Origin of the sequence: Mycolicibacterium lutetiense (assembly GCF_017876775.1) — a bacterium.
Taxonomy (GTDB): domain Bacteria; phylum Actinomycetota; class Actinomycetes; order Mycobacteriales; family Mycobacteriaceae; genus Mycobacterium; species Mycobacterium lutetiense.
On the sequence record NZ_JAGIOP010000002.1, the window covers coordinates 3392767 to 3418609 of the forward strand.

Here is a 25843-nt window from a genome sequence, read left to right on the forward strand (position 1 = left end):
GATCTAGGGCACGTAGACAGGCAGTTCGACTGGGACGATGTCGACAGCAGTCAAAGGATGCGCAGTCGTGAAGTTTCAGTCCCCGTTTGTGCCGAAATGTGTTGCCTACAAGCCGGTAGTCGGTGCGATCGTCGGACTGACGGCGCTCAGTGCGGTGTGGGGCGGCGCGGCGTACGCCGAAACCGACCAGGACCGTGTGGCAAATGTCAACGAGTTGGCCCGCCAGGCTGAACAGCTGTCGGAGACCATCCTCAACGCGCAGCCGGATCTCGACAAGAAGCGGAAGCTGCTCAGCGAGGCGGACGCGAAGTACACCGACGATCTGGCCGCCCTCGACGCGACCAGTGCGCAGCTGGCCACCTATCAGTTCACCGCCGACAAGATGGTCGCCGCGGTGTACATGGGCGGGCGAACTGACGGCTTCAGTGCGATGCTGACCGCCGGGTCGCCGACCAGCATGATCGACAAGCTGGTCGTTCAGCGGTCGATGGGCACCCAGATTTCCGGGCAGATGCAGAGTTTGCGCCGGGTCAACCAGGAGGCGCAGGACATCGAGGCGGCCTCGGCAAGGTCCGCGGCCGACGCCAAGTCGGCCGTCGCCGCGGCGGTTGCCCTGCGAGCGGACCTGCAGAACCAGCAGACCCAGCTGCGGGCGAAATTGGCCGCGGTCAACGCGAGCTTGGCCATGCTTCCCCCCGCCCAGCAGGCGATGGTGACTCCTCCGTCAGCGAAGGCTGTGGCAGCGGTGGGCTCGCTCGGGCCGATCCCCACGGTCGGGATGGGTGGGCTGGTCCCCAAGTCGAGGGTGATCCTGGACTACATCCAGGCCACCTACCCCGGTGTGAAGTCGATCGGCGGCGTGCGCCCGGATTCGCTTCCTGATCACCCGAGCGGGCGGGCCTTGGACATCATGATCGGGTCAGACATGGCGCTGGGGGATGCCATCAATGCCGACCTCAAGAGTCAGGCGGGACGCTTCGGTATCGATTACACGATGTGGCGGGTGGCAGCTCACTTCGACCATGTCCACGTCACGGTCTCCTGAGACCCGAACTAGATGTGTCCGCCGGGGAACATCGTCTTGACGGCCTGAGTGAGGGTGTCGCGCGCGGCGGCGGCGTCGCCGGGTTCCAGGGAGCTGATCACCATCACATAGCGGCGTTCGGGTCCGATCGCTCCGGTGGACACGTGTAACTGGTTGGCGCCGTTCCAGCAGCAGAACCATCCCTGCTTAACCGCGACCGGCTCGGCGTAGAGCCCGTCCGGGATGCCGAACCGCTGGGGGTATCCGTCGGTTCCCGTCGGTGTGGATTGTGCGAGCGAGGTCATGATCACGTCGGCCTGTTCGGGCGGCAGGCCGCCACTGCCGTCCAACAGCTTGTCGTAGTAGCGGACCAGGTCGCTTGCGGTGCTCTGCGTGACGTCCCAGTGCCCGTTGTAGGGCGCGGTGGTGCCGGACAACCCGTACCGGGCCACGATGCGCGAAATGATGGCGTTGCCTCCGCTGCGATCCCAGAACGTCTGGGCCGCGCCGTCGTCGGAGGAGCGAAGCATGATGTCGAGCGACTTGCGGTCGGCAGCAGTCAGTTTCGTCTCGCCATTCGACTCCTGCAGCAGCAGGTCGTCGGCGATGAACAGCTTGACCACCGAGGCGATCGGGAAGGGTTGTTTGGCGCCGTTGGAGACGATATGGCCGGTGGTGCGGTCCATCACCACGATCTCGAGGTCGGCTCCGGACTCGGCCGCGTCGGCGGTGGCTTGACGGGTGCGGGCGTCGAGTCCGTCGAATGACGCCAACGGGGCCTGCGGGGCTTGTGGGGCGATAACTGGTGCCTGGGCGAGGCTCTCGGCGGGGGGAATGCCCGAGGCCTGTGCCCCACAACCATTGACGAGCATCGCCGCGACGATCGTCATGCTCGTCAGCGCCGGTTTCGCCAGCCGCCTGCGCATATACAAGTCCTCCAAATAATCCATAGCCAGGCCAGCTGGGATGGACTCTGGGCCCGCCGGTTGTCCCAAGCCTAACCGGCCACCCGGACGATCGCAGAGGCGACTACGCCCGAAGGCTCAGGGCAGTTGCTCGTCCAGCAAACTGCGCTTGATGATCTTGCCGGTAGTCGTGCGCGGCAACTTGTCGAGAAATATGACGTCACGCGGAATCGAGAAGCGGCTCAGGCGGTTTCGGATGTAGTTCTTGACCATGTCCTGGTCCAGCGAGGCCCCTTCGGCAACGACGACGAACGCCGCGAGGCGTTGGCCGAATACCGGATCGGGAACGCCGATCACCGCCGCTTCGGAGACCTGCGGTAGCAGCGAGAGTGCTTCTTCGACGGGCCGCGGAAACACGTTCTCGCCGCCGGAGATGATCATCTCGTCATCGCGTCCGGCGACGAAGAGGCGCCCGACGGCGTCGAGGTATCCGACGTCGCCGGTGTCCATCAGTCGGTCTTTCACCGCAGGCGACGCCGCGTTGGTGTAGCCGTCGAACAGCATGTCGTTGCCGACGAAGATGCGACCGATAGCGCCGATGGGTACGGGATCACCGGCCTGATCGAGGATGGCGACGCGGGTACCCAGCGGTGGTCGACCTGCGGTTGTCGGGGCAGCACGGAGGTCGGCCGGATCGGCGATCGTTGCCCATGAGACTTCGGTCGAGCCGTAGAAGTTGTACAGGATGTCGCCGAAGGTGTCCATGAACTTGATGGCGGAGGCTCCGGGGATCGCTGAACCACTGCTGGCGACCACCCTCAGTGACGACGTGTCGTATCGATTGGTCACGGTGGCCGGCAGCTCAAGTATTCGCTGCAGCATGACTGGAACGGCGATCAAGACGGTACAGCGGTGCTGTGCAATGGTTTTCAGACATTCTTCGGCGTCGAACCGCTCCATCAGCACTACCGTCGCCCGCAGTGGGGCACTGACCTGGAGTGCGGCCAGGCCCCAGGAGTGAAACAGGGGCGCGGCCACCAGCATCACCTCGTCGTGACGCAGCGGCATCCGCGACAACATCGCGGCGATCGTGCCGAAGCCTTGTGGTGTCGGCCGGCGCGCACCCTTCGGTGTGCCGGTCGTGCCGGAGGTGAGCACCACCAGCTTGCCCGGCTGCTTCGGAGGAGTCAGCGGCCCGTTGTCGGTACCGGACGCAATCAGATCTTCGATCGAACGCCGCTGCGGTACAGCGGGAGTGGGGCGCGTCGCGATGCGTGGAATTTCGGCCGGCAGGTAGCGCACCTGCTGCTCGAACTCGTCATCGACGAATATGGCGTCGACCGCATGGCGGCGGATGATCTCTTCGATGGGGTGCGCGGCCAGGCCGGTGTTGAGCAACACCAGGTCGGCACCCAGCTTGCTGGCCGCCACCATGCACTCCACCATCGCCGAATGATTGCGTGCCAGGAGCGCGAGCTTGCTGTTTGCGGTGAAGCCAACCGTGGTGAGCCCGGAGGCAATCCGGGTGGTGCGCTCAGCAACATCGGCATAGGTCGACTGGCCGAGGCTGTCGATCACCGCGAAGTTGCGGGGTGATCGCGCGGCGGCGGCGGTCAGGCCGCCGGCCAGGGTGAATCCCCACTTGGCGAGGGAGTTGAGTTGTCGCAGCGCGCGATCCGGTCGGGATGCCCGCACCACACCGCTGACCACCATGGTCTTGGCGACGCTGAGTTGCAGTGAACGCATATCGCCCATGTTCACCAGTAGCGACGATTGCTTGCCGGCGAGCGAGTCGGCGATTCGCTGCAGACCGTCTCGGACCCAGTTCTCGACGGCGCTGTCGTCGATCTTGGCCAGGTCAGGGTGGAGCTGGCCGACAGAGAAGGCGGTCACGGCGATCCGGGTGCCGTTCGCCCCCGGGTTCAGCCGAATAGACACGGAACTGTCAGGCATGTGGGTGGCGCTGAGCAACATTTCCCTACCGGCTCGGCGAACGGTCAGGTGCATCTGGTGAACGACGACAGTGCCCCGGGGAGTGGAGAAACGGAGTTCGAACTGCTGCGCGTGGTCGGAGATCTGCTCGCACGATCCGAGTCCGCGAAAAAACCGCGGATACCGGTCGGGTGACTGCAGGATCTCCCAGATATCCGGACATGAGTGATCCAGCATCGTGTCGAAATCGATCACGTCACGTACCACGGTGGTCCTGCCAGTCGATCGTCTGTTCGCTCGGCTGCCAACTGAGTGACCACATTGTGGTTCATCGGGCCCCGGTCCGGAGCAGTTCTGGCCCCAACCGTTTGATGCTCACCCAATGCAACACGGGATACTCTTCTGTTCGTGACGCCCACCGCTTCACGGCGTGAAGTCCTCAGGTATGCCGCTGTGCTCGCCCCTGCGCTGGTCGTCCCGGGTGTGTTGGCGGCATCAGCCGGGACCCCGACGGCTTCCGCCGACGGTCTGCAACTCGTCGATTTCACCCACCTGCTGGTCCAGCCCGAACAGATCAAGTCAGCGGGGTTCGGTGGCGCGCTGGTGTACGTGTCCGAATTGCGGCCCGGCGCCACGTTCGATTTCAAACCCGTCACCCGTGACTACGCGGACCGGCTCCGAGCAGCCGGCCTGCAGGTCGTCAGCTGCTACCAGTTCGGTAAGCCCGGGTGGCCGACGCCGTCGGACTTCACCCGCGGCTACGACGGCGGAGTGGCTGACGCCCAGACGGCGTTGGGGCTTCATACCGCGGCCGGCGGTCCGGCATCCGCGCCCATCTTCTTCAGTGTCGATGAGGATATTGACGCCGCGACGTGGAAAAGCCCGGCAGTCCAATGGTTTCGGGGGATCAACTCGGTCCTGGGGGTGGCTCGCACCGGAATCTACGGCGGCCGCCGTCAATGCGGCTGGGCGATCGCCGACGGTGTGGTCGGTACCTCCAGCACGCCCGGCCACCGATGGGCCTGGCAGACGAAGGCCTGGTCACGGGGTGAGCGTGAGCCGGCGGCCGTGCTGTTCCAGCGGGAAGTCGTGACGGCGTCCGACCCGGGTTTCGTGATCGACGGTATTCATGTTGATGTGAACGACGTTCTCGCAGCCGATTACGGCCAATGGGATCTCGCCCGATAATGCACCAGGAGGAATCACTTTTATGACCGACACCGACATGTTGAACGCTGCCGCAGCCACCGGTACTGCGATGGAGCAGGCGGTCGCGATCTTCATGCTGCACCCGGAGAACTTCGCCGCCAGCATCGCTGCCGGCTACCAGAACCCGTTGGCGGGGTATGTCGCCGGCCGCGGTGGTGTTCTCGGCGAGGCCAGCGGGGCCACTGTCAGCGCTGTCTTCGCGGTGTTCGAACCCACCGGCCTCGCCGCGATGTGGGACGAAGGTGTCGCGGTGCGCGGCGCTGTCGGTGCGGCGCAACAGTATTGGGAGCAGGCCGCGGAGTTCGGGCGCAAGTACCTGGCCGGCGCCCAGGGGCTGGACCGCATCTCGGAGTTGGGCGAGAAGGTGATCGCTGCGACGCCGATCGCGGGGCTGCCCCTGTTCGCCGGGTGGCGCGCGATGCCGTTGGCCGACGATGCCCCAGCGCGGGCACTGCAGGTGATGTTCGTGCTCCGTGAACTGCGGGCGGGCGTGCATTTCAATGCCCTCACGATCTCGGGCATCGCCCCGGTGGAGGCGCACATGCTCAACAAGGGGCCGCAGTACACCGCGATGTTCGGTTGGCCAGAACCCTTCGCCGACGGTGAAGGCAAGAAGGACCAGTACGCCGAGATCGAGCAGGTGACCAACCGGCGAATGGCCGAGATCCTCGATGCCGCACTCGATCCGGCCGAGGTAGCGGAACTTACCCGGCTGAGCGCCGACGCGCTGGCCGTGTTCAAGGCCGGCGTCCCGGGCTGATCTGCCGTGGAGCATGAGCCTGAGCAACCGAAAAAGCGTGGTGTGTGGATCAAACTAGCGGTTGTGGCCGCGGTTTTGGTGGTCGTGCTGGGCGCCATCGGTGTCGCCGCTGCGATGACCTTTGCCCCGATGTACGAGATTCCGTCGGAGGCGATGGAACCAACACTGCAAGGCTGCATCGGGTGTGACAACGACCATGTCGTCGTCGATAAACTCAGCTATCGGTTCGGGTCACCACAGCCTGGCGACGTCATCGTGTTCAGGGGCCCGCCGGCGTGGAGCCTGCCCGGCGCCACGGGTGAGATCGACATGGTCAAGCGGGTCATCGCCGTCGGTGGGCAGACCGTCGAATGTCGTGCGGATGTGGGGTTGACGGTGAACGGCGAGCTGCTCACCGAGCCATATCTGGATCCGGCCACGATGGAGGCAGACTCGAAGGCATTTCCCTGCCTGGGCAGCGCGTTCGGTCCGGTCAATGTCCCGGACGGACGGCTGTGGGTGATGGGGGACAACCGCACCCACTCGGCGGACTCTCGCCACCACTGCCGCAGTGCCCTGCCCGATATCGCCAGTGGCGTGCTGTGCACCGGAGATCCCTCTGCGGGGACCGTTCCGGTCGCCGATGTCATCGGCAAGGTGCGGGCCATCGCGTTTCCGTCGGCGCGGCGTGGCCTACTTGCCGAGGTGAATCCGCAGTCCGGACCGTAACTGCGGCCATGCGGTTGAGTCCGGAGGGGCGCGAGCGGGTGTTCGCGGCGGTGGCCGACGAGCGCCGGTCGATCGCCACCCTGGTCGCCGGGCTCGGCGTTACGCAGCTGGCCACGCCGAGCCTGTGCACCGGATGGGACGTCAAAACCGTTGCGGCGCATCTGGTCAGCGATTTCACCGACGGGTTCTGGGGATTTCTGGCCAGCGGTGTCCGCCACGGCAGCATCGACCGCGGGATCGATGCGCTGGCCCGTCGCCGCGCGCAGGCCTCGGCCGCAGAGATCGCCGCGACGCTGCGCAGCGGGGCCGACAACAGACTCAGCCCGCCCATCACCGGCCCGTTGTCGGGCCTGACCGATGTGTTGGTGCACGGTGCCGACATGCGGATACCACTGGGACTTCCGCATCATCCGGATCCGCAGCATGTCGCGTGGGTACTCGATTTCCTCACCAGTCGAACGCAGCTCGGATTCTTCCCGCACCGGCGTCTGCGTGGTATCTCGCTGCACGACGAGAACACCGGGCGGGTATGGGGTGACGGCCAGGTCATTGCCGGCCCCGGCGTCGCGCTGATGCTGGCGGTGTGCGGACGTACCGTCGCGATCGACGGACTGTCCGGCCCTGGATTACCCGTCCTGGCTTCGCGTCTGCAGTAGCGGACTGAGCTCTCAACCAGGCATTTCGTTGCATTTTCGTCCGGCCGACGAGCTTTGCTCCTTAAGCTGACCACGACCACCAAATTCTGTGGCCATTCGAAAACTTCGAAAGGCCGACGATGACAGCTTCCAATAGGTTTCCGACACGTGTACCGCGGTCACGTGTTCGATGGCCTTGGGAAATGGGTCGGGTCAGCAGGTGGCCGAAGGTTGCATTGGTCAACTTCGGGAGGCAGCGATGCTGACAAAAATATTCCGGAAGGTCTGGCTTCCGATCGCCATCGTGGTTGCCCTGTCCGTTGGCTTTCTCGCTGTGTCGCACCTGAGGACCATCTTCGGCGCGCATCCAGTGCTGGTGACACCGATCGGCGCTGACACCGCGGAGAAGTTCAATCCCAAGGTCGTCACCTACGAGGTGTACGGCTCGGGGGGTACGGCGGTGATCAACTACAAGGATCTTGACGGAAATCCACAGCGCACCGGAACCGTTGGGCTGCCCTGGAGCTTGACGTTGACGACCACGGCCCCCTCGTCGTCGCCGAACATCCTGGCCCAGACCGACGGCGACAGCATCGGTTGCCGGATCACCGTCGATGACGTCGTCAAAGACGAGAGGACGGCTACCGGAGTGAACGCACAAACCTTCTGCCTGGTGAAGGCAGCATGAGCGCGCCCGTGGACGACGCCCCGACTGCTCCCGTTCCGGCCCCTCCGCGCAGGTCGCGCCCGACCATCCCCCGACTCATCCGGATTTTCGCTGTCCCGATCATCGTGATCTGGATCGCCTTGATCGCGATACTCAACACCGTCGTGCCCCAACTTGAGGAAGTGGGCAAGATGCGGTCGGTGTCGATGAGTCCCAACGATGCGCCGTCGATGATCGCCATCAAACGTATCGGCACGAAATTCGAGGAATACCGCAGCAGTAGCTCGGTGATGATCGTGATCGAGGGACAGGACAAGTTGGGTGCCGACGCGCACGCCTACTACGACAAGATGATCCGCGACCTGCGCGCCGACACCAAACACGTTGAGCACGTGCAGGACCTGTGGGGTGACTCGTTCACGGCAGCGGGAGCCCAGAGCGTCGACGGCAAGGCCGCGTATGCCCAGGTCTACCTCGCCGGCGATCAAGGCGAGGCATTGGCCAATGAATCGGTGGATGCCGTTCGTCAGATCGCCGAGGAGAGCCCGGCACCGCCGGGGATCAAGGCGTACGTGACGGGTGCGGCGGCGACCAGCTCGGATCAGAACAGAATCGGCGACGAGAGCATGCGGATGATCGAGATGGTCACCTTCGGGGTCATCGTCGTCATGCTGTTGGTGATCTACCGCTCCGTGACCACCACGCTCCTCCTGTGCGTACTGCTCATCGCCGGACTGACGGGTGCCAGTGGGCTCGTCGCATTCCTGGGCTACTACAACGTCTTTGGCCTGACAACCTTCGCGACCAACATGGTGGTAACCCTGGCCATCGCTGCGGTCACCGACTACGGGATCTTTCTGGTCGGTCGATATCACGAGGCGCGCCGGGCCGGCGAGGATCGAGAATCGGCGTACTACACCATGTTTGAAGGGACGGCCCACGTTGTGCTGGCCTCCGGCCTGACCATCGCGGGCGCCACCTTCTGCCTACACTTCACCCGGTTGCCCTACTTCCAGACGATGGGCTACCCCCTGGCCGTCGGTATGGCGTTCGTTGTCGCGACAGCTCTGACATTCGGAACCGCGCTCATCTCGATAGCCAGTCGCTGGGGCCGGTTCCTGGAGCCGCGGGGGAAGTCGAAGGCCAGGGGATGGCGCCGGGTCGGCACCGCGGCCGTTCGCTGGCCTGGCCCACTACTGGTGTTCGCGGTATCGGCGTGCCTGCTCGGTCTGCTCGCGTTGCCCGGCTATCACACCATCTACAACGATCGGCGATATCTACCTCCGGATGTCTCGGCAAATGTCGGTTACGCGGCCGCGACCAGACATTTCTCCGAGGCCAGGATGAATCCGGACGTGATGATGATCGAGACCGACCACGATCTGCGGAATCCGGCTGACTTCCTGGTGATCAACAAGATCGCAAAGGCGTTGGCGCAGGTGCCGGGTATCGCCCAGGTGCAGACCATCACCCGCCCCGATGGCATACCCATTGAGCACTCGACGATCCCGTACTCGCTCAGCCAGAGCGGCACCGGCCAGATCATGGGCAACGACTACCAGCAGGGCGTCATCGCGAACATCCTGGCCCAGGCCGGCGAGATGCAGACCTCCATCGACACCATGGAGAAGATGCAGTCCATCACCCAGCAGATGGCTGCGGTCACCCACAGCATGGTGCAGAAGACGAAGAAGACGTCGGCGGATACCAGTGAGGTTCGCGACCACATCGCCGACTTTGATGACTTCTTCCGGCCGATCCGAAACTACTTCTATTGGGAGCCACACTGTTTCGATATCCCGGTGTGTTGGTCGCTGCGGTCGATATTCGACACTCTGGACGGAATCAACACGTTGTCTGACGACATTGCGGATCTAGTACCCGACCTGGAGCGCCTGGACGCCCTGATGCCGCAGTTGGTCGCCTTGATGCCGTCGATGATCCAGTCGATGAAGAACCAGAAACAGATGATGCTCAACCAGTATCAGGTTCAGAAGACCCAGCAGGACCAGACCATGGCGCAGCAGAAGGACAGCACCGCGATGGGAGAGGCGTTCGACAAAGCCCAGAACGATGATTCGTTCTACATTCCCCCGGAAGCATTCGAAACCGACGATTTTCAACGTGGCATGAAGCTGATGATGTCGCCGGATGGAAAGGCCGTGCGGTTCACCATCATTCATGAAGGTGATCCGCTGACGCCCGAAGGCACGGCCCGTTCCGAGCTGCTCAAGAACGCTGCGGCCTCGGCCATCAGGGGAACACCGTGGGAGGGATCCTCGGTCTACCTTGGCGGTACCGCGGCGATGTTCAAGGACATGCAGCAGGGCGCCGACTACGACCTGCTGATCGCGGCAACGGCTGCGCTGATGTTGATCCTCGTCATCATGATGATCCTCACCCGGGCCCTGGTGGCCGCGGCTGTCATCGTCGGCACCGTCGTGGTCAGCTTGGCCACCGCCTTCGGGCTCTCTGTGGTGATCTGGCAGCACATCGTCGGGATACCGCTGCACTGGATGGTGCTACCGATGTCGGTCATCGTGCTGGTGGCCGTCGGCGCGGACTACAACCTGTTGCTGGTATCGAGAATGAAAGAAGAGATCCACGCCGGGTTGAAGACCGGCACCATTCGCGCCATGGGCGGCAGTGGCCCCGTGGTCACCGCAGCGGGGCTGGTGTTCGCGTTCACCATGGCGTCGATGGCAGTGAGCAAGCTGATCGTCATCGGCCAGGTCGGAACCACAATCGGCCTCGGGCTGCTGTTCGACACGTTCGTCATCCGGGCATTGATGACACCGTCCATCGCCACGCTGCTCGGACGGTGGTTCTGGTGGCCGCAGCGGGTGCGCCCGCGCCCGCACCGTTCGCCATGGCCCACGCCCATCCAGCGCGAACCACAAGAGGTGGTGTCCTAAAGCGTGCGGTCGATCACGTGCTCCGACAGGGCTTCGAACGGGACTTGAGGCAACAGCCGGCTCAGCTGAAGCAGATGTTCAACGTCGCCAGGCCGAAGATCTTCTTGCCCTCGGACTTCGCCGCGACCAGGACGACGCCGGTACGGGTCTCGGGGTCCAGCGACTTGATCTTTCCGCTGAACTCGATATCGCAGCCCTCCTTGGCCGACACAATCGCCGGCTGGGACAACCGCACCGCGTAGCGGGTCACGGCACCGGGGTCGCCCGACCATGCCGAGACGAACCCGGCACCCAGTCCCATGGTGAGCATGCCGTGGGCGATCACATCGGGAAGTCCGGCGAGTTTGGCGATGTCCTCGTCCCAGTGAATGGGGTTGGCATCGCCGGCCACGCCGGCGTAGTTCACCAGGTCGCCGCGGGACAGCCGGGTGTGGTGCACCCCGAGTTGATCGCCGACCTTCAGGTCATCGAAGGACGGTGTTCCCGGCGTGCGGGTGAGACCCTCCTCGGAGATCCGCACCTCACCTTCGGGGCGGACGGTCTTCTGGTAATCGGCATCGGATGCGCCGATTCCGGAGAAGTCCACGTCGTGCATCATCGCGTTCTGGACGGCGGTCATCGTCGCCGGATTGATGTCGTCGGCGGTGACGCCGACGACGGTGGTGTGCAGTGTGTGGACCCGTTCGCCGGCAGTGTCGGTGAAGGTGTTGGTGACGGTGATCAAGTCGCGGCCGGCGATCCTGCGGACCGCCGTCAACTCGATGTCGATCTTCAGCTCGTCGCCGGCCACGATCGGCCGGTGCTGCTCGAAGACTTCCTCGGTCTGCAGGTAGGTGTCGTACCCGACGACCACCGATTCGAACATGCGCCGATTACAGGCCATGGCCGGAGTCGACGTGAAGGTCAGCGGCGCGACCAGCCCGGAGTACCCCAGCTTCGCGGCGGCTTCGACGTCCCAGTGGGCAGGGTGGTAGTCCTGCACGGCACGGGCGTACTCGCGTACCTTCTCGCGGCCGACCAAATACGGGCCGTCGGCCTCGTAGTAGTGGCCGAGCCGGGCTTCGAGCGCCGATGCGTCTGGTGCGGTCATGAATGTGCTCAACTTTTCTATCGGCTTGTTCGCTGAAGCCGACGAAAGCACAGTAACGTCTGGCCGGCGCCAGCCGTACAACTGGCAGCGTTCGACGAGAATCTGGGTCGGCAGTTCGGGCTCGCTCAACTACCCGATTGAAGGTCGGTCCCCGGCTGCCAGTCGCTGTTCGATGACCGTCAGTGCCCGGCCCGCCCAGTCGATGTTCTCTTCTTCGAACCGGATTCCCCGCAGCAAGGTCAGGTAGGGGCCGATGCGCTCGGCCTCGGCCAGGTAGGCGTCTTCGGTACGCCCGGCGAGAAGGTGGTCCTGCGTCCGCCGGTAGCGCGCGAGTTTCGCCGAAGCCCAGCGCAGCCGGTCGGTGAGGGCGTCGCGGACGGCCCCGATGTTGCCGGAGTCCACCGCTTGGACCTGTACCAGGAGGTCTTCGCGAATCGCCCCGGGTTTTGTCGGCACCTCGGTGAACTCGAGCAGCGCCTGCCGTCCGGCGTCGGTAAGTGAGTAGAGGCGCTTATTCGGCCGCCGGTCCTGTTCAACGAGTCGGGCGTCGATGAGCCCATCGGCGGCCATGCGGTCCAGTTCGCGGTAGAGCTGCTGGGGGGTGGCCATCCAGAAGTTGGCGACCGACGCGTCGAACCCTTTCGCCAGGTCATAGCCGGATGCCTCGCCGTCGAGCAGGGCGGCCAGGACTGCGTCGCGTAACGCCATGAGCCGATGCTAGCAGCGAAGTGATTAATCAATATGTTGACTATTGAAAAGGGTCGGGCCTAGCATCGCGGCTAGTCAGACGAATTGGGTATGGAGGTTCAGATGCATCCGTTCCGTGAGGCAGTGGAGGCTCGCGACGAGGCCGCGATCGAGGCACTGTTGGCCGACAATGTCGTGTTCACCAGCCCGGTGGCCTTCGCGCCGTATCCGGGTAAGCCGATCACCGCGGCGATCCTGCGCGGGGTTATGCGGGTCTTCGAGGACTTCCGGTATATCCGGGAGATCGCCGATGCGTCAGGACACGACCATGCCCTGGTCTTCGAGGCCACCGTCAACGGCAAGAAGATCACCGGGTGCGACTTTCTGCATCACGATGACGACGGCAAGATCGACGACTTCATGGTGATGGTTCGGCCACTGTCCGGTGCGACCGCGCTGTCCGAGGCCATGGCTGCGCAGTTCGACCAGATCAAACAAGAAGCCGCAGAACAGATTCAGCGAGAGTCCGCGACGCCTACGTCCTGATCAGCGGCTTGCCGCTTACGGCCTGATCAGCGTCCCCGCATCCGAAGCCGCCTTCTGCAGCTCCGGAATCGTCATGTCGGCGTAGTCGGCGTTAACCGGCCCTGACACATTCCCCAGCCACGGCACCACGCCGGGGTCCGGGTTCACGCCCAGGTGGTAGGCCTGGACGCCGGGCAGGTGGTACTGCAGGAAGTTGACGAAGATGTCGACGACGAAGATGAGGCCCCCGATCGGTCCGGTCTTCAACAGCGCGGCCGAGTTCATCAGCGGGATGGCAGCGTCGGGATTGCCGATCATCACGATCGCGCCGTAGTGCGGCTTGCTTCCTCCGCCGGGCACGTATTCCGGCACGAACGGCTGGAGTCCGGGCAGATCGGTGGAGAAGTAGGCCGCGGTGTCGCCGTAGGTCAGGACGTTGACGAACCCGGAGTCAGCGCCGTTGCCCGGCACCGTGGAGTTGAGGCCGGGGCCCTCGAAACCGATGCCGCCCACGCCCGTCTGTTGCGCAACGTACTGGGCTTCCCAGGCGCCCAGTGAGTGGCCGGTGACGAAGATGTCTTCCTTGCGGTAGCCCTGCGCGATCGCCGCGGCCTCGACCTCCTGCTGGAAGGCCACCGCGTCGATGAATGCCTGTGGTGTGGTGTCGGTGAAGATCACCTGCATGTCGGTCACCACCTGGGACACCGCGATCAGCGGGTTGTGCAGCAGGTTCGTCCCGCCCGTCGTGCCCTGGTAGGCAATGATGATCTGGCCATCGGGTGTCACCCACGTCTTGGCGGACATCCCGGTCAGGATGTTGTGGGATTCCATCTGCTTGCCGTTGACCACGAACGGTTTCAGATCGCCGGGGGCGCCGCCCCACACGTAGGCGGTGGTCGCTGCGTTGAGGAACTGGGACACCGTGGGGGTCTGGCCCGTGGTGGGTCCGTCGTAGATCATCGGCGGTGGCACCGGTTGTGCGGCAGGAGTTTTGGTCAGCCCCAGATGAGCTTCGATCTCACGGAACGCCGCGAACAGCGCATTGTTGATCGGTGAGAAGTCGATCGGACTCTTCGGGCCGTTGGCGGAGACGGTGATGTCCAGCACCTGCAGCACGGTGTTGACGATGCGGCCCGGCAGCTGGGCGATCTTGGCGATCGGCGACAGCGGCTCCGGGGGCTTCGGTGTCGTCGTGGTTGTGGTGCTGACTGCGGCGACCTTGGCGGTCAGCGGGATGGTCTTCGCGGTGATGTCGGGGACAGTTCGAACGATCGCTGTGAGATCCGGCGGCGTGGCCGCGGCCGCCGGCGTCTGCGCGATCAGCGTCCGCGCTGGGGACGTCTCCGCGTCAGACAGTGCGGACGGAGTGATCGCCGCACGGCGCTTGGTGGTGAGGCGGGCCGAGAAATCCGACCTGGCCGGTCGGGTGCCGTCGGCCCGGAGCGAGGCGTCCGGCTTGATGGCCCGGAGTTTCTCGCGGACGATGTCGGTGATCGACTCCGGTTTCGACTCCGGCGCCGACTCGGGCGCCGACTCGGACTGCGGCGTGGTCGAATTCGGCGTGGGGGTGGAGGTCTGACCGGTCGTTGCATCGTCGTCTGAGCGTGTGACGTCAGGGGCTGCGGTGTCGACGGATTTCTGGGTGCCGGTCTTCGTGAGCGACGAGGGTCGCTTCGGACGGGTGCCCAGGCGCCGGTTGGCCGGTTTCTTGGGCCCGTGGCCGGTTCCGGCACTCGAATGGCTTGACGTTTGGCCTGAGGTTTGGCCTGAGGAAGCAGAGTTACCGGGGTCCGCCCATGCCACGGCATGACCGCTGGTGCCTGCGATCCCGACACCGATACCGATACCGACCGCCATGATCGACAGGCCGTAGCGGAGTGGCATGCGGTTGGCGTTCTCCGGGCAGCGCGAAGTGTGCACCATTAACGATGTCCCCCTTGACATTTTCCGACGATGTGCGCACTCACCGGTGACGGGAATGCCGGCCGCCGCGAACACATGCCGGGTAAATGTATGACATCGGTCGATGTCATTGAGGCGTTTTGCCCGGGTCGGTCAGCGCCGCCGAATTTCCGATCCGGACCGGGCCCCGGCCGTCGTAGTGTCAGGTATGCGTTCACTCAGGGGTGTCGTCGGACTAACTGTCGTTGTCGTGTTGGCCGCAGGATGCAGCACGACGACGGGAACACCTGTGGCGCAAATGACCAGCGCCACAACATCCCCACGCGATACGAGTGAACCGACTCGCACGACGACCGAGTCACCCAAGGCGGCGGAGCCGACGGGCGCACCGGTGGGTACGGCGGTCATGAAGGTTCTCGGCGGCACCGCTCCGGTGACGATCCGCTACCGGATCAACGGCGGTGCGGAACACACCGAGCCGAATGTGACGCTTCCGTGGGAAAAGTAGTACTCCGTCTACGAGGAACTGGAGTCGGAGGTGGCCGCTGACGGCGGAAGCACCGAACTGACCTGTTCGATCATCATGGACGGCGACAAACTGGTGTCGTTCAAGACTGAGGTGAAGCCGGTGTGCAACTTCTCCTACTGGGGCTAGCGACATCGGTTGCCCGTGCCGCCGCGGTGAGTGGTCGTGGTGCCTGCTCGACGACGAGAACTGCACGTTTCAGAGGATTAGCTGCGGTGCAACAGGCCGGCGCGCGACGAGGACAGCGGGGCCAGTTTTGTCAAATTCAGAAGTGTGAATTACGTCTCTGTTGAACCGCATTGGGTGCTTATTTGCAGCCTAAGAGGGATCCTTAACAAGTCCACGGCCAACTCGATGCATCGCCTCAGCTTGGCCAAGCACTCTTGATTCGTGAGTGTGAAAGTGTCGTGAAGCTCCGCTGGAGGTCATTGAACATGGCGACAAAAGCTGCCGGCTCGACGGTCATCGAGCTGGCGACGCACCCGCTGTGGTGTTCATCGCAGCGGTACGCCCGTGAGCTTGCCGCGGCCAAGCGCAGGCACCCGTCGTCCTATCGGCTCGACGACGAGGGTGACACGTTCGACGGGGAATCTCAACGGGCTTCGCAGTCGGGGTTGCGCACCAACGCCCTGGTGACCCCTCTGGCCTGCGCGCGGGTCCTCAGTTTGCATGGTCCCCGCGGCGAGGTTGTCGCGGACTGACGCGGAGGATCCGCGTCGCCGTTTGCGACGGCTGGGTGCCGTGGCCGAAACGTGACGAACACTTGACCGAATTGTCTACGTGTGACTACACATTCGGGCCGCTGCGGGCCAATACCATGACATCGTTCAAGATCATGGGGGCATCGCAGAGGGATCGGTTTGATGCGCGCGGTTTTTCAGGGTGTTCTCGTACTGGTCGTGGTCACCATGACCTACTTCTCCGGCGGTAACAACAGCGTCGACACTGCGGCGGTGAGTCTTCCGCTGACGTCGACCATCGAATCGATCGCGCCGTCCGAGGGCGCCGTCGTCGGTGTGGGACATCCGGTGGTGGTGACGTTCAAGAACCCGGTCACCAACCGCCCGGTGGTGGAACGTGCCCTCGGGCTCAAGTCGACACCGACTCGCGCGGGCACCTACGAGTGGCTCGACGCCAACGTCGTGTCGTGGAAACCGGCCGAGTTCTGGCCGGCGCACAGCACCGTGATGCTGTCTGTCGGCGGAATGCGGACCGAATTTCAAACGGGGCCAGCCGTTATCGGTGTCGCCGACATCTCCGACCACACCTTCACGGTGACCATCGACGGACTCGGTGAAGATCCGCCGATTGATTTACCGGCTCCGCATCACCTGCCGCACGCCGGCGAAGCGGGTGTGCTGCTGGCCTCCATGGGACGTCCCGAATATGCGACTCCGGTCGGCACCTACGCCGTTCTAGGGAAAGACCGCACCGTGAAGATGGATTCGAGCAGCGTCGGTATTCCCGTCGATGCTCCTGACGGGTATCTCCTCGACGTGGAGTACGCGGTCCGCTTCACCCAGCGGGGTCTGTTCGTGCATTCGGCGCCGTGGGCCGTGCCGTCGATGGGGCTGGACAACACCAGCCATGGCTGCATCAGCCTGATCCCGGCTGCCGCGGAGTGGTACTTCAACACCGTGCATATCGGCGACCCGGTGATCGTCCAGGAGTAGCGAATCCTGCTGTGAGGTAGGGACAACGCACGCCATCACATCTACGCCATCACATCTGAAGACACAGAAAAGGCGCCTGGCTCGCAAGCCAGGCGCCTTTTCTGTGCGCTAGGGGTGGGACTACCCGGCGGGGCCGGGGAGCGTCGGCGTGCCGGCGACCGGTCCACCCCCGGGCGAGACGGTCGGTACACCCTTGCCGGATGCAGTGCCGGCCGCTGTCGCCACCGGAGCGGCGACGATGGGTGCCGGTGCTGCGGGGATCGGTGCGGCGGCGGGTACCACCGGCACCGGCGGAACCAACGGCGGCGGCGCCAGTGGTGGCGGAACCAACGGCGGCGGCGCCATGGGCGGCGGAACTACCGGCGGCGGCGCCAGGGGTACCGGCGGAACGGCGGCGGGGGCAATCCCCGCGGCTTCCACCGCCGGCGCGGCGCATACCGGTGCCCCGGGCGCGGCAGCTGCCGCGTCGACGCATTTGTATCCGCCGGTCTTGAGTGGCTGCGCCGCCGAGTGTGGGCTCAGCGCTACCGCCGCCGCTACCGCGGTCAGGCAGAATCCGGCGCTGACAGCAGTTCTGACGGAGATGTGGGCAAAGGTGGTCATCCCTCAACCGCCTCCCTTGGTTCGTGCGGAAATTACATCGATGACAGTTGTGTCAGCTGAACCGTAGAGCTGCCCGAAATCGGTGTCCACACAAGTTTTCAGATGGTTGCAGGGTTGACACGTGAGCGAGCCGTACTCGTGATCGCACCGTTTCCAACCGCCGGCGTCCGTCGTGTTATTGGAAGCGGGCATTGACGGCCAACTCTGCGTCCGGGTGCGATCTTCGCAAATCTCACTGGCCGAGCCGCATCAGAATGCCTTTGGCCACAAGCTGTTCGAAGCTGTAGCTGAACTCGCCACGATGTCCGACCGACAGGACGTAGCGATCCTGACCTTCGGTCAGCGGCACGGTGAAGGTGAAGGTGCAGTTGGCGCTCCCACTCTTGCCGGGACCGAGTGCGGTGGTGGCCAGGACGTCGCCTTCGCCGTTCTTGACGGTGACAGGAGTGCCGGGATTGACGTCGAAATATCCGTTTGCGCCCTGGCATTCTGTTCCGTCGAAGACGATACCTTCCGCCCCGGAATTGTCGGTGAGTACGAAAGTGCCCGTGACATTGGCTTTTTCGAGGATGTGGAAGCCTTGGGAGAACTGCGGACAGAAGGCGTCGACTGCGATCTTGTCGGCGAGCAGGCCCTGCTGTGGCTCACCGTCTTCGAGTCGGCGGCAGACCTGTCGACCGTGGGCGACGGCGTTGGCGTCCGAGTTGAACTGATCGCTGAGCCCGGAGTCCTTCAAGGAGTTGAGGTATCCGGCTTCCGGCGCGGGTGGTGGCCTGCGGCCCGCTACCAACAACACCCAGACCACGCCCGCAGTCAGCACGATGATCGCGGCCGCGGCGGTGGTCCCCAGCCAGGTCGCCCTGATGCCTGACGTCTTCAGTTCGAGATAGTCGGGCAGCATCCGCCCACCATCCGGGTCGGCCGATGCCGATCTGCCGTCGCGTACGCGATTCGTCGGATGCCCGGTGACGAAGTAGCGGCCTTCGTGGCGCCCGGAGGGGTCGGGGCGCCACCCGGTCGACGCGGACTCATGGATCTTCCCGCAGCGGCTGCAGGTGTCGGCGGAAGCGAGGGGTGATCCGCAATACGGGCAGGTCACAGCGGACGATCCACCATCGGCAATCGATGACGGTTCGTCAGCGTCATCGTCGGGCCCTCTGTCATCAATACCTGTTATATGCCGGTCGGTCAGGTTACACAGCGGGCCGCTGATATTGGCGTCGGAAATGCCGGCGGCGGAGCCACCGGATCGTACCGCTGCTGAGCAGTCGTACGGCCCCCGGCGCGGGGCCACGGATCTGTCTGTATACCGTGCAAGCCATGACACGAGTGACGGTGATCACGGGCGGTGCAGGTGGCATGGGACTGGCCACGGCCAAGGTCGTCGGTCGCGACCAGACGGTGATGCTGTGCGATGTCCGGCAGGACCGCCTCGACGCTGCCGCCACCGCCCTGGGAGACCTGGGAATCGCCGCCAGGATCGTCGACGCCGACGTCACCGACCGAGCTGCCGTCGACCGGCTGTTTGAGGCCGCCGCCGGGCTCGGCACCGTCAGCGCGGTCATTCACACGGCCGGGGTCAGCCCCAGCATGGGTGATGCCGAGTACGTGATGAAGACCAATGCGCTGGGCACGCTGAACGTGAACGAGGCTTTTTTCGCCACCGCGACCGAGGGCGCGGCGATCGTCAACGTGGCATCGATGGCGGCGCACCTGCTGCCCGAGGAAATCATCCCTGTCCAGCAGTTCCCGCTGGCGCTGCAGGACCAGGACCAGTTCCTCGGCGAGCTGTTGGCGGCGTGCAGTGTGGCCCCGGAGGACATGAGATCGGGCTTCTCCTACGCCATCAGCAAGGCCTTCGTGAAGTGGTACAGCTCGTCGCAGGCTGAGCGGTTCAACGGTCGTGGTGTTCGGATCGTCTCGGTTTCCCCGGGGTCCATCGACACCGAGATGGGCCGGTTGGAGGAGCAGGCGGGCGCAGGTGCGATGGTGGCCGACGCCGCCGTACCGCGGTGGGGCAGGGCCGAGGAGATGGCTGATCTGCTTGCCTACTGCGCCAGTGAGCGGGCGGGTTACCTCACCGGGACGGACATCCTCAACGATGGTGGCGTCGTCGCCTCGATGCGCGAACGCGCCCGATTGGCGGCTGCCGGCGGTTAGTCAGCCGAACTCCAGCAGCGTGTAGGCGCCGCGAAACTGCCTGGTGGGCCGGAACTGCCAGAGTGCGGGGAATACGGTGCGGAAGAACCACCCGCGTCCGCTGGGCATCGGCAGATCATGCACGGCTTTGATACCGGGCACCGTGTGGGCCAGGTTCGCCAGTTCGGCCGGTGACAGGCTGAACGGCATCGGCGGTACGCGGTAGTGCCGTGAGGACCGCATGCCTTTGGGTGCGAACTTCTTCACCAGCACAGGGGGCAGGTCGAAAATCATCTGACCACCGGGAAAACGCCTGGCGCACTCGGTGATCAGGCCCAATGCCTCCTCGGGCTGCAGGTACATCAACAGGCCCTCCGCGGTGATGAAGACCCCGTCGGAGGTGTCCACCCCGTCCATCCAGCTGTAGTCCAATGCGGACTGTGCGCGGCTGACGATCCGGTCGGAGGTGGGCAGAAGCTGCTCGCGCAGTTCGATGGGCGGGAAATCGATGGTCAGCCAACGGAATCGTCCGGCGGCCGAACTTGTCGAAGTCATAGGCGATGGAATCGGCCAATTGGACGGCCATGGCATCATCGATGATGGGGTGGGGATGGCGGGCCTGAGTGGCCCGGCCGTTCAGGGTCAGCAATGCGGTTTCCGAAACGCCGGTCAGGGTGCTGACCCCGACCCTCTTGGGGACCTTCTCGTCGTCCGCGTGCTCCACCAGGGCAACGGTACCGGCGGATTCAGAGTCGACAACTCACCGTGGAGTTGGGATCGCTTGCGGTGGGTACCCGTCGAGCGCAATGGGTTTTACACAGGAGATTGCCTTTTGATTCGTAAGATCAAGCAGGTCAACGGAAAAGACGACGGCGCCGGTATGGGCCGTCGTGCCGCGTTCAAGCTGTCGCTGCTGATCACCGCGGGTGCGTCGGTGGCCAAGGCGCCTCGGGCCGAAGCGCAGATCGACGGACACGGGGCCCGCTGGTCACCTGAGCGGGCGCACCGCTGGTACGCCGAGCAGGGTTGGCTGGTCGGCGCCAACTTCATTCCGTCGAACGCGGGCAATCAGCTGGAGATGTTCCAGCCGGACACCTATGACCTGCAGCAGATCGACAGCGAGTTGCGCATCGCCCGGCTGGCCGGGTTCAACACGGTAAGGGTCTTCCTGCATGACCAGCTGTGGGCGCAGGGCCGTGTGGGCTTTCAGAGTCGGCTCGCCCAATTCGTTGCTCTGGCCGCCAGCCACGGCATCAAACCGCTGTTCGTGCTGTTCGATTCGTGCTGGGATCCGTTTCCCAGACTGGGGCCCCAGCGCCGGCCGCGTACCGGGGTACACAACTCGGTGTGGGTGCAGGGTCCGGGTGCGGAGAACCTGGACGATCGCCGGTACCGGCGAACGTTGCGTGAGTATGTCGTCGGCGTCATCAGCCAGTTCCGTCGTGACGAGCGGGTGCTGGGGTGGGACCTGTGGAATGAGCCGGACAATCCGTCGGCGACCTACCGCGACGTGGAACGGCAGGACAAGATCGCCCTGGTCGAGGAGTTGCTGCCGCAGGTCTTCGGCTGGGCCCGCTCGGTCAATCCCGTACAGCCGCTGACCAGCGGTGTGTGGGACGGACCCTGGGCTGACCCGTTGGTGCGCAGTCGGATGGCGACGCTCCAGCTCGACCTCTCCGATGTGGTGACCTTCCACAGCTACGACGAACCCGCCGGCTTCGAGGCCCGGATCGGTGAACTGGCCCCGATGGGACGCCCGATCCTGTGCACCGAATATTTGGCGCGAGGGGAGGGCAGCACCATCGAGGGCGTACTGCCCATCGCCAAACGACTCAACGTCGGCGCGTACAACTGGGGCCTGGTGGCGGGTAAGACGCAGACCTACCTACCTTGGGACTCCTGGGATCGGCCGTACCGAACGCCGCCGCCGGTATGGTTCCATGATTTGTTCCATGCGGATGGTCGGCCCTACCGGGACGGTGAGGTCCGAACGATCCGGAAGCTGACCGGACGGCCGTATCCCTGACGACGGGACTGCCCATGACGGGTGAGAAGCGCACGGCGCTGGCACTGTGGTTGTTTTCCCTGGCGTTGCTTTTCACCGCATGCTCGACGCCGGACGCCACGTCCCCAGGGGACAGGTCGTCGGGAGGTCAGGTCTCCGCGGCGACGGCCTCCGAGTTCGGCGACGTGACTCTGCCCGGGGGAGCCGAGGTATTGGGCGCAGATTCAGACTCGGGCATCGACACCCGCTACCGGCTGGCGTTGCGGATGAATGCCGCACAGTTGCGGGAGTTGTTGTCGCAGTTCAAAGAACAGCCCCAGGCCTCGGAGATTCACCGCGCCACACCGGTGATCGCCGGACCGCCGTTGTCCGATGCGCCGAATCCGCTGTATGCCCAGGATCGGATCACCACCAAGGCCGGGCGGACCGTGTATCGCGACATCATCGTCGACGAGCGGTCACCCGATGAGGTGTACGTGCATCTGGCGATGTTCACCACCTGAGCGGTGACCTCAGCGGCCCATCCGGCTGACATCAGTGATCGCGGCGACGAACTGTTCCGGTGCTTCCTGGGGCACGTTGTGCCCGATGCCGTCCAGAACGCGGTGTTCGTAGGGTCCGGTGTAGAGCGCGCGGTAGCCGGCCCCGTCCTTGGCCGCACCGTCGAAGTCGGAGCCGATCGTGATCGTCGGCACCGTGACGGGCGGCTTGCCGGCCAGCCGCGCCTCGTCGGCGTCGTAGCGGGCCTCACCGGGGGCCAGGCTGAGCCGCCACCGGTAGTTGTGCACGACGATCTCGACGTGGTCGGGGTTGTCGAACGCTGCGGCGGACAGGTCGTAGGTGGCGTCGTCGAAGTGCCACAGCGGTGAGGCCTTGGTCCAGATCAACCGGTTGAACTCCTTGGTGTTCTGGCGGTATCCGAGTTCACCCCGCGGGGTGGCGAAGTAGTACTGGTACCACCAACCCAATTCGGCCTCCGGCGCCAGCGGCTTGAGATTGGCGGCCAGGTTGACGGTGATGTAGCCGCTGACCGCGACCAGTCCCGCGCAGCGTTGCGGCCACAGGGCGGCCACGTTGTTGGCGGTGCGGCCGCCCCAGTCGTACCCGCCGAGCACGGCCTTGGGGATGTTCAGCGCGTCCATCAGTGCGATGACGTCGTGCGCGAGGGCGGCCTGCTGGCCGTTGCGCACGGTGCCGGCGGACCGGAACCGCGTGGAGCCGAACCCGCGCAGATGAGGCACGATGACGCGGAATCCCTGATCGGCCAGCAGCGCCGAGGCGTCGGCGTAGCTGTGGATGTCGTAGGGCCAGCCGTGCAGCAGGATCACCGACTGCCCATCGGCGGGCCCGGCCTCGGTGTAGCCGACATTGAGTTCGCCGGTGTCGATCTGCTTGACCGGGTTCATGGTGTGGGCCGGTTTTGCCGGCGGGCCGGCCGGGGGAGCTGGTGCGGGTGAGGTGCCGCAGGCCGCCAGCGTCGCCGCCCCCGCGGCGGCCGCCGTGAGGAAGCCGAAATTCCTTCTGCTCAAACCGTTCACCGTTGCTGCTCCTTCTCGCGGGCTCTTGATAGCCATCACACCCGTACCCGCACATCAAGTCCAACGATTGAATCCGATAGGTCCTATCGACAAGATAGATAGGCTGGCACGGTGGAGTTACGACAGATCGAACACTTCATCGCGGTGGCCGGCGAGATGAGCTTCACCCGTGCCGCCGAACGTGCGCATGTCGTGCAATCGGCATTGTCGACCTCGATTGCGAAGCTGGAGCGCGAACTCGGGGTGGAACTGTTCGACCGGTCGCGGCAACGGATCAGCCTCACCGCCGCGGGGGAGGCCTTCCGGCCCCACGCCTACGAGGTGCTGCACGCGGCCCGCGCGGCGGCCGAATCGGCCGGCCAGTTCCGTGGATCGCTCATGGGCACCGTCGAATTCGGCTCACTGATTTCCTATGGGCCGGTCAATGTGGCCGGTGCCCTGGGCGACTTCCACCGCGCCCACCCGTTCGTCCGGCTGCGGTTGAAGCTGAGCCAATCGGGCGCGTCGGCCTACCTGGCTGCGCTGCTGGAGGGCTCGTTGGACCTGGCGCTGGTGTCATTGCCCAACCGGTTCCCGGCGCAGCTCGACATGAAGCTGCTGTTCGAGGAGGCGATGGTGTTCGTCTGCCGCGAGGACCATCCGCTGGCCCGCCGCCGTCGTCTCGATCTGACGGATCTCGCCGGCGAGGATCTCGTCGGGTTCCCACCCGAATTCGGGCTGCGGCGCTTGATGGACGAGGCGTTTCACCGCGCGGGTGTGCAACCGCAGACGCAGTACGAGGTTCCGGCCGGTTTCGCCGCGATCGCCGAACTGGTCGGCAATGGTCTGGGCACGGCCTTCATGCCCGGGTCCGAGGCGCGGCGCTTCGGTGAGCTGCGGGCCGTGACGCTGCGTGATCCGGCGGTGTGGCAGGTCTACCTCGCCGCACCGCCGGTGGAGCGGATGACACCGGCCGCCGCGCGGCTGGCCGAAACCCTGCTCGACGCTGCGGCTTCGGCCGGCTAACGAGCCAGCGGGCTGTAGAACACCAGGCCGTTGCCCTTGTTGTCGTAGACCACGGCGCGGCGCTCATGGGCGTCGTCGTACGGATGCTTGATGATTCCGCCGCCACTGGCCTCGATGGCCTTGGCCGCACCGTCCACGTCGGCCGTCTTGATCCCGACCACGACCTGGCCGGGGATCGGATGGTCCACCGATGTGGCCAGGGCGAGCGTGAGCGATCCACCGTCGAGCGCGGCGAAGTGCGCACCGTCGCGGAACTTCAGCGGCATGCCCAGGGTCTCGCTGTAGAAGCGGATCGACTCATCCAAGTCGTCGGTCGACAGAATGATCATCCGCACGTCGTGGTCGCTCATCAGTGCCCTCCTATGGCTGAACGGTTTCAGGTTAGGGGCTGCACAGGTGCGGACATAGGGTCCTTGGTCCATCTGGGTCCCTCGACCACCACCAGTTCTAGGGCACCTTTGGTCTGATCTCCTCGATCACCCACTGCGCATAGTCGAGATATTCGGCGACACCGCTGACGGCGGGCAGCGGCACGGCGCTGACCGTGACGCCCTGTTCCCCGAGCCAACACAACCGGTCGACGATTTCCTGCGCGCTCATGCCGGACCGGGCGTCGGGGTCCTCGCGTACGGCATGCCCCTCGCCGACCCGCCTGGTCGCCATCCCGTGTACGACGTCGAAGTCCCGTCCGTCGTATTCCGGCTGAGACTTGATGAACGCGATCCGCTCGGCCAGTTGTTCCGGAGGGGTGAGAAACGACCACCATCCGGTGGCATACTTCGCGGCGCGCCGTAGCGCTCCGTCGGCGTCCCCGCCGATCCACACCGGAAGGTGTGGTTTCTGAATCGGTTTAGGCTCGAAAGCAATGTCGTCAAAGGCCACGTATCGGCCTTCGAACCGCGGGGTCTCGCTGGTCCAGAGTTCGATGATGGCCGCGAGGTACTCGTCGGCAATCCGTCCCCGCTCGTGAAAAGGGACGCCGAGTAGTTCGAATTCCCGCTGCAGCCAACCGACTCCGAATGTGACCATCATCCGCCCACTGCTCATCCAGTCGGCGGTTGCCAGTGACTTGGCGAGGATGAGCGGATGCTGGAGTGGCAGCACCGTGATGCAGGAGTTGAGCCGTATCCGTGAGGTGGCGCCCGCGAGGTAGGCCTGCGCGACGGTGGACTGCAGATAGTGCGGCCCGGACAACTCGACGTGTTCACACGGGATGGCGAAATGTTCGGGCACGGCGATCATGTCGTAGCCCAGCTCGTCGGCCCGCTTCGCCATCCGGGTCTGATCGGCGCCGGTGACTTCGCCCTCCCACGACTGCATCGTCGCCTTCAGCCGCAGCATGTGAGGCAGGTTGAAGATGAATTTCACCCGGGCTCCGTTCGGTCTTACGTGGGT

23 protein-coding genes and 2 pseudogenes are annotated in these 25843 nt (G+C 64.7%); 14 read left to right on the top strand and 11 right to left on the bottom strand.

Annotation, left to right across the window (positions count from 1 at the left end; genetic code table 11):
* Positions 1-67 precede the first annotated feature (67 nt).
* Positions 68-1045 (top strand): coiled-coil domain-containing protein, encoded by a 978-nt coding sequence (locus JOF57_RS25610; protein ID WP_209921759.1) that lies wholly within the window; start codon positions 68-70, stop codon positions 1043-1045.
* A gap of 8 nt (positions 1046-1053) precedes the next feature.
* Here the strand turns inward: JOF57_RS25610 and JOF57_RS25615 are convergent, their stop codons facing one another.
* Complete coding sequence (locus JOF57_RS25615) at positions 1054-1950, bottom strand: serine hydrolase (protein WP_209921761.1); 897 nt, start codon at positions 1948-1950, stop codon at positions 1054-1056.
* A 117-nt stretch (positions 1951-2067) separates the two neighbouring features.
* Positions 2068-4128, bottom strand: coding sequence for an AMP-binding protein (locus JOF57_RS25620; RefSeq protein WP_209921763.1), 2061 nt, complete (start codon positions 4126-4128; stop codon positions 2068-2070).
* A 141-nt stretch (positions 4129-4269) separates the two neighbouring features.
* Between JOF57_RS25620 and JOF57_RS25625 the strand changes: the two genes are divergently transcribed.
* The 6 genes and pseudogenes from JOF57_RS25625 (at position 4270) to JOF57_RS25650 (ending at position 10755) form a co-directional block, all read left to right on the top strand.
* Positions 4270-5049, top strand: coding sequence for a DUF1906 domain-containing protein (locus JOF57_RS25625; RefSeq protein ID WP_209921765.1), 780 nt, complete (start codon positions 4270-4272; stop codon positions 5047-5049).
* A 22-nt stretch (positions 5050-5071) separates the two neighbouring features.
* A complete protein-coding gene (locus tag JOF57_RS25630; RefSeq protein ID WP_209921767.1) occupies positions 5072-5830 on the top strand; it encodes an SCO6745 family protein in 759 nt (252 codons plus the stop codon).
* An 18-nt stretch (positions 5831-5848) separates the two neighbouring features.
* Positions 5849-6538 (top strand): annotated as a pseudogene (gene lepB, locus JOF57_RS25635) (signal peptidase I); the annotation flags it as partial.
* Between the two features lie 8 nt (positions 6539-6546).
* Positions 6547-7194: a maleylpyruvate isomerase family mycothiol-dependent enzyme gene (locus tag JOF57_RS25640; protein ID WP_209921771.1), complete on the top strand. Its 648-nt coding sequence runs from the start codon at positions 6547-6549 to the stop codon at positions 7192-7194.
* Positions 7195-7435: 241 nt separating this feature from the next.
* Complete coding sequence (locus tag JOF57_RS25645) at positions 7436-7861, top strand: MmpS family transport accessory protein (RefSeq protein WP_273544824.1); 426 nt, start codon at positions 7436-7438, stop codon at positions 7859-7861.
* The gene (locus JOF57_RS25650) at positions 7858-10755 is read left to right on the top strand and encodes an MMPL/RND family transporter (protein ID WP_209921776.1); all 2898 of its coding nucleotides are present in this window, start codon (positions 7858-7860) and stop codon (positions 10753-10755) included. The genes JOF57_RS25645 and JOF57_RS25650 overlap by 4 nt, the downstream gene beginning before the upstream one ends.
* A 61-nt stretch (positions 10756-10816) precedes the next feature.
* Here the strand turns inward: JOF57_RS25650 and JOF57_RS25655 are convergent, their stop codons facing one another.
* Together JOF57_RS25655 and JOF57_RS25660 are read right to left on the bottom strand one after the other, a co-directional pair.
* Positions 10817-11845: a fused (3R)-hydroxyacyl-ACP dehydratase subunits HadA/HadB gene (locus tag JOF57_RS25655; protein ID WP_209921778.1), complete on the bottom strand. Its 1029-nt coding sequence runs from the start codon at positions 11843-11845 to the stop codon at positions 10817-10819.
* A 129-nt stretch (positions 11846-11974) separates the two neighbouring features.
* Positions 11975-12553, bottom strand: coding sequence for a PadR family transcriptional regulator (locus tag JOF57_RS25660; RefSeq protein ID WP_209921780.1), 579 nt, complete (start codon positions 12551-12553; stop codon positions 11975-11977).
* 102 nt (positions 12554-12655) lie between these two features.
* Between JOF57_RS25660 and JOF57_RS25665 the strand changes: the two genes are divergently transcribed.
* The gene (locus tag JOF57_RS25665; RefSeq protein WP_209923720.1) at positions 12656-13078 is read left to right on the top strand and encodes a nuclear transport factor 2 family protein; all 423 of its coding nucleotides are present in this window, start codon (positions 12656-12658) and stop codon (positions 13076-13078) included.
* Between the two features lie 15 nt (positions 13079-13093).
* On the opposite strand, the gene JOF57_RS25670 is transcribed toward JOF57_RS25665, so the two are convergent.
* On the bottom strand, positions 13094-14980 hold the full coding sequence (locus JOF57_RS25670) for a hypothetical protein (protein ID WP_209921782.1): 1887 nt from the start codon (positions 14978-14980) through the stop codon (positions 13094-13096).
* Positions 14981-15919: 939 nt separating this feature from the next.
* On the opposite strand from JOF57_RS25670, the gene JOF57_RS25680 reads away from it, so the two are divergent.
* Together JOF57_RS25680 and JOF57_RS25685 are read left to right on the top strand one after the other, a co-directional pair.
* The gene (locus tag JOF57_RS25680) at positions 15920-16186 is read left to right on the top strand and encodes a hypothetical protein (RefSeq protein ID WP_209921784.1); all 267 of its coding nucleotides are present in this window, start codon (positions 15920-15922) and stop codon (positions 16184-16186) included.
* Between the two features lie 162 nt (positions 16187-16348).
* Complete coding sequence (locus JOF57_RS25685; protein ID WP_209921786.1) at positions 16349-17158, top strand: L,D-transpeptidase; 810 nt, start codon at positions 16349-16351, stop codon at positions 17156-17158.
* A 120-nt stretch (positions 17159-17278) separates the two neighbouring features.
* Here JOF57_RS25685 and JOF57_RS25690 read toward each other — a convergent pair whose 3' ends face one another.
* Together JOF57_RS25690 and JOF57_RS25695 are read right to left on the bottom strand one after the other, a co-directional pair.
* Positions 17279-17761 carry a hypothetical protein gene (locus JOF57_RS25690; RefSeq protein ID WP_234938251.1) on the bottom strand — a complete coding sequence of 161 codons (483 nt, stop codon included), beginning with the start codon at positions 17759-17761 and terminating at the stop codon, positions 17279-17281.
* Between the two features lie 232 nt (positions 17762-17993).
* Entirely contained in the window at positions 17994-18662 is a 669-nt protein-coding gene (locus tag JOF57_RS25695) for a DUF732 domain-containing protein (protein ID WP_234938252.1), read from the bottom strand.
* Between the two features lie 419 nt (positions 18663-19081).
* On the opposite strand from JOF57_RS25695, the gene JOF57_RS25700 reads away from it, so the two are divergent.
* Positions 19082-19921, top strand: a complete 840-nt coding sequence (locus JOF57_RS25700) for an SDR family NAD(P)-dependent oxidoreductase (RefSeq protein ID WP_209921790.1) — start codon at positions 19082-19084, stop codon at positions 19919-19921.
* Here the strand turns inward: JOF57_RS25700 and JOF57_RS25705 are convergent.
* Positions 19922-20624: pseudogene (locus tag JOF57_RS25705) on the bottom strand (class I SAM-dependent methyltransferase).
* Positions 20625-20780: 156 nt separating this feature from the next.
* Here JOF57_RS25705 and JOF57_RS25710 point away from each other — a divergent pair.
* Positions 20781-21926 (top strand): glycoside hydrolase 5 family protein, encoded by a 1146-nt coding sequence (locus JOF57_RS25710; protein WP_209923724.1) that lies wholly within the window; start codon positions 20781-20783, stop codon positions 21924-21926.
* Between the two features lie 14 nt (positions 21927-21940).
* Entirely contained in the window at positions 21941-22408 is a 468-nt protein-coding gene (locus tag JOF57_RS25715) for a hypothetical protein (protein WP_209921792.1), read from the top strand.
* Positions 22409-22417: 9 nt separating this feature from the next.
* Here JOF57_RS25715 and JOF57_RS25720 read toward each other — a convergent pair whose 3' ends face one another.
* On the bottom strand, positions 22418-23443 hold the full coding sequence (locus tag JOF57_RS25720; protein ID WP_307870102.1) for an alpha/beta fold hydrolase: 1026 nt from the start codon (positions 23441-23443) through the stop codon (positions 22418-22420).
* Positions 23444-23554: 111 nt separating this feature from the next.
* Between JOF57_RS25720 and JOF57_RS25725 the strand changes: the two genes are divergently transcribed.
* Positions 23555-24448, top strand: a complete 894-nt coding sequence (locus tag JOF57_RS25725) for a LysR family transcriptional regulator (RefSeq protein WP_209921796.1) — start codon at positions 23555-23557, stop codon at positions 24446-24448.
* Here JOF57_RS25725 and JOF57_RS25730 read toward each other — a convergent pair.
* Both JOF57_RS25730 and JOF57_RS25735 read right to left on the bottom strand, forming a co-directional pair.
* Positions 24445-24798: a VOC family protein gene (locus tag JOF57_RS25730; protein WP_029109183.1), complete on the bottom strand. Its 354-nt coding sequence runs from the start codon at positions 24796-24798 to the stop codon at positions 24445-24447. The two genes, JOF57_RS25725 and JOF57_RS25730, sit on opposite strands and share 4 nt — an antisense overlap.
* Positions 24799-24895: 97 nt before the next feature.
* Positions 24896-25816 carry a TIGR03619 family F420-dependent LLM class oxidoreductase gene (locus JOF57_RS25735; protein ID WP_209921797.1) on the bottom strand — a complete coding sequence of 307 codons (921 nt, stop codon included), beginning with the start codon at positions 25814-25816 and terminating at the stop codon, positions 24896-24898.
* Positions 25817-25843 lie beyond the last annotated feature (27 nt).

Excerpts from the sequence above, each read along its gene's own strand:
- JOF57_RS25615 (WP_209921761.1), bottom strand. The coding sequence starts at position 1,950 with ATGCGCAGGCGGCTGGCGAAACCGGCGCTGACGAGCATGACGATCGTC.
- JOF57_RS25715 (WP_209921792.1), top strand. The coding sequence starts at position 21,941 with ATGACGGGTGAGAAGCGCACGGCGCTGGCACTGTGGTTGTTTTCCCTG.
- JOF57_RS25695 (WP_234938252.1), bottom strand. The coding sequence starts at position 18,662 with ATGCTGCCCGACTATCTCGAACTGAAGACGTCAGGCATCAGGGCGACC.
- JOF57_RS25685 (WP_209921786.1), top strand. The coding sequence starts at position 16,349 with ATGCGCGCGGTTTTTCAGGGTGTTCTCGTACTGGTCGTGGTCACCATG.
- JOF57_RS25690 (WP_234938251.1), bottom strand. The coding sequence starts at position 17,761 with ATGACCACCTTTGCCCACATCTCCGTCAGAACTGCTGTCAGCGCCGGA.
- JOF57_RS25700 (WP_209921790.1), top strand. The coding sequence starts at position 19,082 with ATGACACGAGTGACGGTGATCACGGGCGGTGCAGGTGGCATGGGACTG.
- JOF57_RS25710 (WP_209923724.1), top strand. The coding sequence starts at position 20,781 with ATGGGCCGTCGTGCCGCGTTCAAGCTGTCGCTGCTGATCACCGCGGGT.
- JOF57_RS25640 (WP_209921771.1), top strand. The coding sequence starts at position 6,547 with ATGCGGTTGAGTCCGGAGGGGCGCGAGCGGGTGTTCGCGGCGGTGGCC.
- JOF57_RS25630 (WP_209921767.1), top strand. The coding sequence starts at position 5,072 with ATGACCGACACCGACATGTTGAACGCTGCCGCAGCCACCGGTACTGCG.
- JOF57_RS25730 (WP_029109183.1), bottom strand. The coding sequence starts at position 24,798 with ATGAGCGACCACGACGTGCGGATGATCATTCTGTCGACCGACGACTTG.
- JOF57_RS25680 (WP_209921784.1), top strand. The coding sequence starts at position 15,920 with ATGGCGACAAAAGCTGCCGGCTCGACGGTCATCGAGCTGGCGACGCAC.
- JOF57_RS25665 (WP_209923720.1), top strand. The coding sequence starts at position 12,656 with ATGCATCCGTTCCGTGAGGCAGTGGAGGCTCGCGACGAGGCCGCGATC.
- JOF57_RS25670 (WP_209921782.1), bottom strand. The coding sequence starts at position 14,980 with ATGGTGCACACTTCGCGCTGCCCGGAGAACGCCAACCGCATGCCACTC.
- JOF57_RS25660 (WP_209921780.1), bottom strand. The coding sequence starts at position 12,553 with ATGGCGTTACGCGACGCAGTCCTGGCCGCCCTGCTCGACGGCGAGGCA.
- JOF57_RS25655 (WP_209921778.1), bottom strand. The coding sequence starts at position 11,845 with ATGACCGCACCAGACGCATCGGCGCTCGAAGCCCGGCTCGGCCACTAC.
- JOF57_RS25650 (WP_209921776.1), top strand. The coding sequence starts at position 7,858 with ATGAGCGCGCCCGTGGACGACGCCCCGACTGCTCCCGTTCCGGCCCCT.